This window comes from Lysinibacillus sp. NPDC093692 (assembly GCF_050280125.1).
In the GTDB taxonomy this organism is placed as follows: Bacteria; Bacillota; Bacilli; order Bacillales_A; family Planococcaceae; genus Lysinibacillus.
The window spans coordinates 84,193-95,422 of record NZ_JBNNUW010000021.1; the positions used below are offsets into that span (position 1 = coordinate 84,193).

The 11,230-nt window shown below is 39.4% G+C and carries 9 protein-coding genes and 1 rRNA gene; 2 read left to right on the plus strand and 8 right to left on the minus strand.

Translation table 11 applies throughout. From position 1 onward, the window contains the following. Positions 1–48: 48 nt before the first annotated feature. Complete coding sequence (locus ACQKN4_RS19535; RefSeq protein ID WP_427484576.1) at positions 49–1,986, plus strand: SEL1-like repeat protein; 1,938 nt, start codon at positions 49–51, stop codon at positions 1,984–1,986. A gap of 475 nt (positions 1,987–2,461) precedes the next feature. Here ACQKN4_RS19535 and ACQKN4_RS19540 read toward each other — a convergent pair whose 3' ends face one another. The 7 genes from ACQKN4_RS19540 to aceA form a co-directional block, all read right to left on the minus strand. Continuing rightward, positions 2,462–2,866 carry a hypothetical protein gene (locus tag ACQKN4_RS19540; protein WP_079562739.1) on the minus strand — a complete coding sequence of 135 codons (405 nt, stop codon included), beginning with the start codon at positions 2,864–2,866 and terminating at the stop codon, positions 2,462–2,464. Positions 2,867–2,942: 76 nt separating this feature from the next. After that, entirely contained in the window at positions 2,943–4,313 is a 1,371-nt protein-coding gene (locus ACQKN4_RS19545) for a sensor histidine kinase (RefSeq protein WP_079562809.1), read from the minus strand. Continuing rightward, positions 4,313–4,984, minus strand: a complete 672-nt coding sequence (locus tag ACQKN4_RS19550) for a response regulator transcription factor (RefSeq protein WP_079562738.1) — start codon at positions 4,982–4,984, stop codon at positions 4,313–4,315. Before ACQKN4_RS19550 ends, ACQKN4_RS19545 begins: the two co-directional genes overlap by 1 nt. A gap of 140 nt (positions 4,985–5,124) precedes the next feature. Continuing rightward, positions 5,125–6,222, minus strand: coding sequence for a DUF1648 domain-containing protein (locus ACQKN4_RS19555; protein WP_427484577.1), 1,098 nt, complete (start codon positions 6,220–6,222; stop codon positions 5,125–5,127). 3 nt (positions 6,223–6,225) lie between these two features. Then, positions 6,226–6,621: a GntR family transcriptional regulator gene (locus ACQKN4_RS19560; protein WP_427484578.1), complete on the minus strand. Its 396-nt coding sequence runs from the start codon at positions 6,619–6,621 to the stop codon at positions 6,226–6,228. A gap of 477 nt (positions 6,622–7,098) precedes the next feature. Then, positions 7,099–8,697 (minus strand): malate synthase A, encoded by a 1,599-nt coding sequence (gene aceB / locus ACQKN4_RS19565; protein ID WP_079562736.1) that lies wholly within the window; start codon positions 8,695–8,697, stop codon positions 7,099–7,101. A 110-nt stretch (positions 8,698–8,807) separates the two neighbouring features. Then, complete coding sequence (aceA, locus tag ACQKN4_RS19570) at positions 8,808–10,091, minus strand: isocitrate lyase (RefSeq protein ID WP_079562735.1); 1,284 nt, start codon at positions 10,089–10,091, stop codon at positions 8,808–8,810. A gap of 214 nt (positions 10,092–10,305) precedes the next feature. On the opposite strand from aceA, the gene ACQKN4_RS19575 reads away from it, so the two are divergent. Continuing rightward, complete coding sequence (locus tag ACQKN4_RS19575) at positions 10,306–10,977, plus strand: LytTR family DNA-binding domain-containing protein (RefSeq protein ID WP_079562734.1); 672 nt, start codon at positions 10,306–10,308, stop codon at positions 10,975–10,977. Positions 10,978–11,136: 159 nt separating this feature from the next. Here the strand turns inward: ACQKN4_RS19575 and rrf are convergent. After that, positions 11,137–11,230 (minus strand): 5S ribosomal RNA (gene rrf / locus ACQKN4_RS19580); the annotation flags it as partial.

Sequence of the window (11,230 nt, forward strand, 5' to 3'; positions counted from 1 at the left end):
TTACATATTAAATATCTAGATTTCGGTAATGAGCATAAGAAAAACTTTATGAAAGAGGTGAGTGCTATCGTCATTCAATATGATATTTTCCAAGATCATTGTAAGAAATTAAAAGCTTTGTCCTTCATTAAATTGGCTAAAAATTTACAGGATGCTAGCTCTCTCGCCACGTCAAAGCCAGCTCTATCTTTACAAAAATCACTCCTTGTACTGGAGGAAATTTTATATGAGCTTTATAAACTAGAAATGGATTCAGAACCAAAGCTAAAAAACATTCGGTCATTACTCAATAATCGTAGCTTTGTTGCAAAAATTCATCCACGTCGCATTTATTTACTAATGAATCTTGTAAACAAAATGACTTCTAGTAATAGTAGTGAAATTGTGGAGTCAAAGGTCGCAAAAATTGTTCTTGATTATATAAGTGATATTGTAGAATGGTTTATTAAACGCTATGACCGTAGCGTAAAGGCAAAGATGATTCGCATAGCCCCTAGTTTTGAAAATAGTACCTCAGTTTTTGATATAAATATGCTTCTTCAAGATAACCAATCAGCTGAGGCCTATAAAAGTGCCGCAAACTGGTTTGAGCTTGCGGCAAAACAAGGGAATGCAAGTGCTCAATATAATTTAGGTGCTCTTTATAATCAAGGTCGTGGTGTTAAGAAGGATTATGCAGTTGCAAAAATGTGGTATGAACGTGCCGCAGCTCAAAATGATGCAAATGCACTTTATAGCTTAGGCGTGCTCTATCATTTAGGACATGGTGTTGTACAAGACTATGAAGAAGCTACTCGCTATTATAAAGCTGCTGCAGATTTAGAAAACGCAGATGCACAGTACAATCTGGGGGTTCTATACAATCAAGGTCTTGGTATGCCACAAAACTTTGCAGAGGCAGCAAAATGGTACATGCTAGCAGCCAATCAAGGGAATACAAGTGCTCAAAATAACCTTGGATTCCTTTATCACAATGGAACCGGCGTCGAGCAATGCTATGAGGAAGCTATAGCCTATTTTGAAATGGCCGCATTAGCTGGTGATGCAAGTTCTCAGTATAATCTTGGCTATATGTACCTTAAAGGTCGTGGGATCTCACAAAATTTTGAAGAAGCTGCGCAATGGTTCCATTTAGCTGCACTTCAAGACCATACTAATGCAGAATTTCAATTGGCAATGCTATATAACACTGGTCAAGGTATTCCTCAGGATCGTATAGAGGCTATAAAATGGTTTAAACTCGCAGCACATAAAGGACACTTAAATGCTCAATACTGTCTCGGTGTACTCTATGTCAAAGAAAACGATATATCTTCAGCTGAAAAATGGTTACAGTTAGCCACTAGCACTGGACATATAAGTGCAGGATTTGAGCTTGGACGTATTTATGTATACCAACTTCAGCAACCAGAAAAAGCGCTCCCTTACTTCAAAGCTGCTGCTGAAAAGGGGTATGCTGATGCTCAGTACGAGCTCGGATTATTATATGAAGCTAACTTGAATTATGATGAAGCAGTGAAATGGTGGAGAGCCGCTACTGATCAGTCCCATATTCAGGCTGAATATCAATTAGGGTTATTATATGAGCATGGATTGGGGGTCGAGCAGGACTTAGAAGAGGCACGGCGCTGCTATCGACTAGCAGCCATCCAAGGACATTCAGGTGCTCAATATCAGCTCGGTAATTTATTTGATAAGGGAAAAGGTGTCGCACAAGATTATACCGAGGCAGCAAAATGGCTTGAACAAGCTGCCGCTACAGGACATGCCAAAGCACAATATCAATTAGCTCAAATGCACAGTCATGGACAAGGGGTACCGAAGGATTTTGTGAAAGCAGCCCAGCTGTATCGACTCGCTGCCAATCAAGGGCATCAAAAAGCGCAATTCCAGCTCGGTATGCTTTACAAAAAAGGACATGGTGTCGCACAAGACTATACCGAGGCAACAAAATGGCTTAAAAAGTCTCTTGAAAATATGAAATAAAGTACTCACCCTCATAACGTGGGGGTGATTTCTTTTAGGCTACTCGCATTCCTATAGATGAGCGTGGAGCCGCATCCCGCGCTTCCACACAGATACATCGCTACCGAAGTTTCATTTTATCATTAAATTAGAGCGATATGCAGAAGATACATTGCTATGTGAAGTGGTTGATCTTCGTTACGACTGGGCGACTCCTTGGGGATCAGCGATATAGAGGAACGAAGGCTAAAAGCATCACGCCCTGTGATAAACATCGTGTTGGCCCGAGACCCTGCAGCGCAGCGAAGCGGCTCATCGGACGCCCCCAGGAAGCTTTGCTCTGTGCGAAAGCGTAGTGCTAACGTAGCGACAGCAACAAAGCGCCCAGTCGGAACGGGAATCAACCCCTCGTTTTGCAGAAGAACCATACATTATTTAAAGGCTTCAATAGCATAAAATACCGTGCCACCTCATAAAGACAGTGACACGGTATTTTCTAGTTTTTCATTTCTTCTTTTAGATTCACCATAAATGTTACAGCGATAAATAAAGCAAAGCTAATTAATAGCGTTGTCCCACCTATAATAAAGAAAATTAATGTAAATGTACTGCTAAAATGAAATGGATTTATATTGTAGAACCACATGCCTAGTGTTAAACCAAAAACCCCGAGAATAGCCGTCCAACCATGTGCTGTTACTAATTTTTGCGATTTCACTTTAAAAGCTCGATAGAAAATGCCCCATGCAAACATACTTAACCAACCTACGAGCAAAATATGTGCATGTATCGGTCTATATTCATAACTACCTGAGGCGGAAATATGTGAGCCTAGATACGTTCCCAATAAAGCAAAAATCGCAGCAAGACGAATAAGGCGTATACTCCATTTTAGTTCCATACAATAACTCCCCCTAAGTTTTTTCAACTTAGTCAGCAGTTTATCTCGTGAACATGAACTTTACATGAACTCCTCATTACAATTTTGGTAAGTGAACGCGGACCTTTGTGCCGGAATTCATAACACTTTCTATATGAACCGTTCCCCCATGTAGCTCGGCAATTTGCTTCACAATGGCTAGTCCAAGCCCAGTACCTTGCTTTGTTCTGGACTCATCTACTCGATAAAAGCGATCAAATACCTTTTGTAGTTGTTCAGCAGTCAATCCTATGCCACTGTCCTCAATAAGTACTTCAATTGAGGTTGAGAATTCTTGCAAGTGAATATGAATTTCTCCACCTTCGACATTATATTTAATAGCGTTCGTCAATAAATTATCCCAAACATTTTGTAATAGCCCAGCATCACCATTACATATTATTGGTTCTAGCTGATACGATAATTGTACATTGGCATCTTCAAGCTGCCAGCGGTATTTTCTTACTGTTTCCTTTAATTGCTCATCTAAACGATAAGGCTCACGCTTTAACAACCTTGTAGATTGATCGAGTGACGTTAGTAAAAGTAATTGCTTAGTTAATGTCGACAAACGCTTCGTTTCTAGTTCAATAATCGTTGTATATTCCCGCCTTTCCTTGTCGGTAAGCAAGGGATTCTTTAGTAAATCTACATAGCCTTGAATATTCAACAACGGCGACTGAAAATCATGGGACACATTACTAATAAACTCTTTACGTATTCGATCATTTTCCTGTAATTTTTCTGTCATGACATTAAAACTATCTGCTAATTGTCCAATCTCATCAGCTCGCTCTATATCTAGTAGCGTATCGAATTTTTCATGTGCAAGCTGATGTGTTGCCTCTGTTAGTTGTGTAATAGGGCGAATTAGTGCCTTAGCAAAAAGTAGCATTGCCAACAGACTAAGTACTGCCATCGCTAAAATAAGTCCACCAAGTATCGTATGAACCTCAGAAAACAACAAGCGAATATCGGGTCTAATGAACAGTGCATACTGCTTATTTTCATAAGTAAATGGCACACCTATCGTATTTATTAGCTCATTCGCAAAAAAGCCTGTCACAAAAGTCTCTTTAGGAAAATCACGCATACCATGATAAATTTCCCCGTTTAAAACACGCTCGACAGTTTTGGGCGGTAGTGCTTTATCACGATACTTACCGCCGAAAAAATGTCCTGCGTCACCGGTTGTTACATAAATCTGATAACCTATTTCCCCAAGAGTTGTTAAATAATTTTCTAAATCGCTAGGCTTTGACGACTCAATGTATTTTGCAATATCTTGCGCAATCTTCACGTTTTTCGCATCGTTTTTTTCCTTTACAACTTGATGATAATAAATATTCGTCGCTAAAAAGCCGATACACAAGCTGCCGATCATAACGAGCATTGTCGTGACAACAAATTTACTATATAACGTTTTCATCATCCAATAACCTCTAGCTTATAGCCAACGCCTCGCACCGTTGTAATCTCAACACCTGTTTCATAACGATGCAGCCGCTCACGAATCCGCTTCACATGCGTATTTAAAGTCTGCTCATCTCCATCGTAGTCATAGCCCCACACTTGCTCCATAATAAAACTACGTGTAAACACCTGATTCGGGCGGGAAGCAAGTAAAGCCAATAGTTCAAACTCCTTTAAAGGCAGAACCAGTGTATCTTCCCCAATGACCACCTCAAAGCTACGACGATCAATAACTAGCCTGCTCACCTGGATGGTTACCTGATTTTTTTTATCTAATCTACGCAATATCGCTGCTATGCGAAACAGCAATTCTTTAGGTTCAAAAGGCTTTACAACATAGTCATCTGAGCCTGCCAAAAAACCTCGTTCCTTGTCCTCAAGCTCACCTTTTGCTGTTAATAACAGTACAGGAATATCGTAGTCCTGGCTCAATGTCTTAGTTAATGTAAAACCATCCATACCCGGCATCATAACATCTACAACAGCTAAATCAGGCAAGTTTCCCTCAAGTAGTTGAAGAGCCTGTTGTCCGCTTTCCGCTTGTATCACCTGATAGCCCTCTTTTGTCAGATAAATATTTACTAGCTGTAAAATATGTACATCATCATCTACAACGAGAATTTTCATTCAAACTTACCCCCATCCAACTTGTTTCCGGTACACTACTTTAACAAAAAATCCGCTCCATTCCGTGTGGGCGATCTGCAAATGCAATGATCGCTGTCTCGCGGGAGTGTAGCGAATTTTTTACTTCTTTCGCATTTATATTATAACGAAAAGAAAGAAATCAACAGCAATATAAGTAACGGCAAACCAATTACGATATAGCCTCGTGGATTTGCAAAGTTCATCGTCCAACCGACCCCAAAACGCTTCTCTACAAAAACGGAAGGATCTTGACGATTCACATAAATTAATCCACCTTTCCAATAGCGATCCTCATCAACATCCATTACTTCTGAAACAACATTATTTCCATATTCCACTCTCAGCTTGCGTTTTTTCCATGCGTAAATAAGGACAGAGCCAAAAACAAGGCATAAAAATAAAATAAATATCGGTAATAGCCTATTTCCTGAAGTCATTGAAGGATAGATATTGCTTAACTGTAATACTGTAAATAATATAGTAAGGGCATAGCTTAACAACATAATGTTCCAGCTCATATACTTTCGGCTTTTCAACTGATCTTCTAATGATTCTTCCTTACGATTAACGGCCAACTTGATTGCAGAACGCTTTATGGAATCTACAACTCCCCACATCATACATTGCATCATCAGCATAACAAGCGGCATTGAAACCGCTGTAAAATATGTTTTACTTCTCCAAGAATCCGCTTCTCCGCTAGGTCCCCAGTGTACAGCAATATGATCCGGTATTTGATCATAATGGAGGATTGTAAAGATAATTAAAAACGCTGTAACACCAAAAGGAACTACATAAAATGGCCAAGGAAGCATTTCATCACGACTACGTGCCGTTAAGTCAACTGCACGAACTTGTTTAATATTCAAGCCCCATTGCTCTTGCCTTTTGAGTTTTAAAACTTTTTGATGGTTTATCCAATATAGTGTCATACTGACTGCAAGCATTGCAAATAAGCACCCAAGCAGTAAAATACCTTGCATAAACTCAGATGGTGCAAGGTAATAATAGCTGGCAATCATAATCATTAAAAATAGGACACCAGATATTCCAACGATTTGTGCATAATGCTTTTTCATATTACGTAATGCAGGATGTTTTACATTTTGTTCAGGTACAGTAACGCCAAAGATGGTTGTCTCACGTACTATATATGGAACAAATACTTGTAGAGATAATGTTAAGAGGTAGACGGTTAAGAAAACGAAAAGTAGCATATGCTACACCCCTTCTGCAGGTATTTGCAAATCGGAAAATACCTTTTTTATCATGTGCTCGATTTGTTCGGCTGTTGCGCCGAGCACCATTCCTTCTACCACAACAGGCTTTAGGTTTTTTTCAATTTGTTTAAATTGTTCAGGAGTTAACGCTCGCTCCTCTGTTGAACGAATAATAGCACCTGATTTGGCTCTAATAGTAATAATCCCCTTTTGCTCTAGCTCATGATAGCTTTTATTAACCGTATGCATATTTACGCCCAGATCAGCCGCTAAACTACGTACAGATGGTAGGGTATCTCCTGGTTTCATTTCTCCTCTTGCAATACCTTCAATAATTTGCCGTGTTACCTGTTCATAGATTGGTACATCAGATTGTGGCTCTATTTGAATAAACATTACTATCATCTCCAAAATTGTTATATAGCTAATATAACAAATAATCATTCTTTGTGCATAAAAAACGAGACCAATTGAACAATCAAAAAAGAGATGTCTCATGATTAATTCGAGACATTCCCTTTCAACTATTGCTAATGCATCATAAATTTCGTCAACTACCGGCATCGCCCCGGGAGCCAGCAATATTTCCATTTTATACTCCCTCCTTGCAATGTTTTAGAAGATAAAAAAATGCCTTACAAGCTCCCCATCTAAGCTCGTAAGACATCCTTTACCCTTTTAAATCCCTTTATTCATGACCCCTTTTTTGTAACCGTGTTCAATTTTCAGTAAGGAACGGGGGAACAGACCCCGCTCGTTACATTAGTAGAATAAGGTGGACTCCATTCGAGTTTAGTCCACAACAATTTAGGAAAGCTTGGATATGTTCGTTTAATAGATTCGTATCTCAAATCAATCTATGCTGAAAGCAAGTTAAGCTAATTTTTCGTAACCTGGAAGCGTCAAGAATTCCGCAAATTCGTCTTGTTCAATTAAAGATTTAAACAGCTCAGCAGCTTCTTCATAGCGGCCACTGTTATAGACTTGTTCCCCAACAGCCTCTTTAATTTTCACAAGCTCTTCCTCCAAGATTTCTAATACAAAGGCCAATGTAATACCACGGCCATCACCCAAGATACCTTTTGGATGGCGAATCCATTGCCATACTTGTGTACGAGAGATTTCTGCAGTTGCAGCATCCTCCATTAAGTTGTTAATCGGTGCAGCTCCGTTGCCTCGTAGCCAAGAAGCAATGTACTGAACCCCTACGCTACAGTTAATTCGAAGCCCTTCAAGTGTAATTGTACCTTCTGGAACAGCTACTAAATCTTCCGCTGTAACATTTACATCCTCACGTTTTTTATCGATTTGGTTTGGTGTCGTCATAATCGCATCAAACTGTTCCATCGCCGTTGCAACCATACCCGGATGTGCTACCCAAGTTCCATCATGGCCATCTGTTGCCTCACGACGCTTATCTTCGGCAACCTTTGCAAACGCTACAGCATTCGCATCGTCATCCCCTTTAACAGGAATTTGTGCTGCCATACCGCCCATTGCAGGAGCATTACGTTTATGACATGTTTGAATACATAAAGACGTATATGCCTTCATGAATGGTACAGTCATTGTTACTTGTCCACGGTCCGGTAAAATTACATCAGGTTGATTACGTAGACGCTTGATGTAGCTGAAAATGTAATCCCAGCGTCCACAATTCAGACCAGCTGAATGTTCACGCAGTTCATATAAAATTTCATCCATTTCAAATGCAGCTAAAATTGTTTCGATTAATACAGTAGCCTTAATTGTCCCTTGTGGGATTCCGATATAATCTTGTGCAAACACAAAGACATCATTCCATAAGCGAGCCTCCAAATGGCTTTCAAGCTTCGGCAAGTAGAAATATGGTCCTGTATCTTGTGCCAATGCATTTTTAGCATTATGGAATAAATACAGACCGAAATCAAAGAAACTACCAGAGATCGGTTCGCCATCTACTAGTACATGCTTTTCAAGTAAATGAAGACCACGTGGACGCACTAATAACACAGCTGTGTTTTCGTTTAACTTATACGTTTTACCATTAGATGCTTGTGTAAACTCAATTGCTTTATTAATAGCATCACGCATATTTATTTGGCCGCCAATCATGTTTTCCCATGTCGGAGCAGATGCATCCTCAAAGCAAGCCATAAACATTTTTGCACCAGAGTTTAAAGCATTAATAACCATTTTACGGTCAACAGGTCCTGTAATTTCTACACGACGGTCTTGCAAATCTGCTGGAAGTGGTGCAATTGTCCAATTTCCCTCACGGATATGCTTTGTCTCTGGTAAGAAGTCGAGTTTCTCACCTGCATCAAGACGCTTTTGGCGTTCTTGACGAGCCTCTAACAGCTCTTTTCGACGAGCATCAAATTTTTCGTGCAGGGCAAGAACAAACTCAAGGGCTTCTGGTGTTAAAATTTCTTTTGTTTGCTCATTTTGTTCCCCAACAATTTTAAGCTTACCTGTTGTTGCTTGTTCCATCAGTTATTTCCCCCACCTTTGCGATTTTAAGTAGTCTTCCCCCGCTTTAGGAGGAGCGGGAGAGACTAATCTATGATTATGAATTTAGGAATACACGTACTTTATGAAACTTATACGAATTGTTCTGTTTCAGTAGAGCCAGCCATCGCTGTTGTAGAAGAAGTACCACCAGAGATAACTTGAGATACGTCATCAAAGTAACCAGTACCTACTTCACGTTGGTGGCGAGTAGCTGTGTAGCCTTTTGATTCTGATGCAAACTCAGCTTGTTGTAGCTTAGAGTATGCAGCCATACCATTATCTTTATAATCATGCGCAAGCTCGAACATAGAGTGGTTTAATGCGTGGAAACCAGCTAATGTTACGAATTGGAATTTGTATCCCAATTTACCTAACTCGCGTTGATATTCTGCGATTTCTTCTTCTGATAGATTTGCTTTCCAGTTAAATGAAGGTGAGCAGTTGTATGCTAGCAATTTACCAGGGAATTCTGCATGAATAGCTGCCGCAAATTCACGAGCTTCCTCAAGAGATGGTTTAGAAGTTTCACACCAAATTAAATCTGCATACGGCGCGTAAGCTAACCCACGAGCAATTGCTTGTTTGATACCTGGTTTTGTACGGAAGAAGCCTTCTGGAGTACGTTCACCAGTAATAAACTCAGCATCACGTGGATCGATATCAGATGTTACCATATCTGCAGCATCAGCATCTGTACGAGCGATTAAAATTGTATCAACACCCATTACGTCTGTTGCAAGACGAGCAGCAATTAAGTTACGAACAGCATTTTGTGTTGGAAGTAAAACTTTACCGCCTAAGTGTCCACATTTTTTCTCAGAAGCTAATTGGTCTTCTAAGTGAACACCAGCAGCTCCAGCTTCAATCATACCTTTTACAAGCTCAAATACGTTTAGTGGACCACCGAAGCCAGCCTCAGCATCTGCCACGATTGGAGCGAACCAATCAAATTGATCAACACGTCCTTCAGCATGATCGATCTGATCTGCACGTTGTAAAGCTTGGTTAATACGCTTTACTACTGCTGGTACAGAGTTTGCTGGATATAAGGATTGGTCAGGGTACATTTGACCAGAAAGGTTAGCATCAGCAGCTACTTGCCAGCCTGATAAGTAGATTGCTTTTAATCCAGCTTTCACTTGTTGTACAGCTTGATTACCAGTTAATGCACCTAACGCATTAATGAACGGTTCTTCTTGTAAAGAGTTCCATAGTCGAGCCGCACCTTTAGTTGCTAAAGTTTGTTCAAGTACAACAGAGCCCTGTAACTTAACAACCTCTTCAGCTGAATATGCACGTTCAATACCTGCCCAACGAGTGTTCTCTGCCCATTGCTTTTCTAATGCTTGAATTTTTTCTTGACGTGTTGACATATTGAAATTCCACCTTCCCCTTTGTAGACAATATACTCTGTTAAAAAACTTTTAATCCACTGTTCCATAACAGGTTTATTTGTTGTAAATTAATATATAACAGAACTTCTGAATTTTCATTATTTTTAGATAAAACACCAAATTTTAATGATGAAACCGCTTTTTTTGGCGATGAAATTTGGTAAACTGTTTACAAACAAGGGGGATATTCACAATGAATAATGAGTTTAATTCTTTGCCAAAAGATATTTCACAACAGTTTATTTCAATGCTAAAGGACTGGGTTCCAGTCAATTCATCCATCGCAATTGCCGCTGAAAACTCTTATATTTATTTTCATTCTGGACATCAAAACATTAACTTAGAAGTAGGCCAGCAAGTACAATCCGGTAGCATTGCAGAACAAGTACTACGCACAAGGAAACGAACAGACGCCGTTCTAGATAATTCCTTATTCGAAACACCGTATTATGGGATAGGTTATCCTATTAACATTTTAGATGTACCTGCAGCACTTATTGTAGTATTACCTTCAACCTTTACCGAAAAGAAATTAGAGCCCTATCAATTTTTAACAGGAAAGCAAGAAGAAGAATGGAATCCTATTGCAATTGAAAAAATCTCTCATATTGAAAGTCTGCAGAAAAAAACGTGGTTTTATGTGGAGGGAGAACAATTTAAAACAAGTATTACACTGAAAGAACTCCAAATGCGTCTACCGTCATCTTTTATTCGCATTCATAGATCTTATATTGTTAATATTCATTTCATAAAAAAAATGGCTCGTGATCTTACTTCCAATTTTATTGTCACTTTAAAGGATGGAAGTGAACTACCCGTTAGCCAATCTTATTTAAATAATCTTCGAAATGCTCTTGAATTTTAGATTTTGTCTTAGCGTAATTACTATTATTGTGCTGTCGCTTTGCTTTCGCACAGAAAAACATTCGCTGAAAAAAGATAAAAGGCTGTCCTATACATTGTTTGTATAAGACAGCCTAAAAAAAATAAAAAAGCCTGAGAAATAATTCTCAGGCTTTAGATTGCCTAGCGACGTCCTACTCTCACAGGGGGAAGCCCCCAACTACCATCGGCGCTAAAGAGCTTAACTTCCGTGTTCGGTATGGGAACGGGTGTGA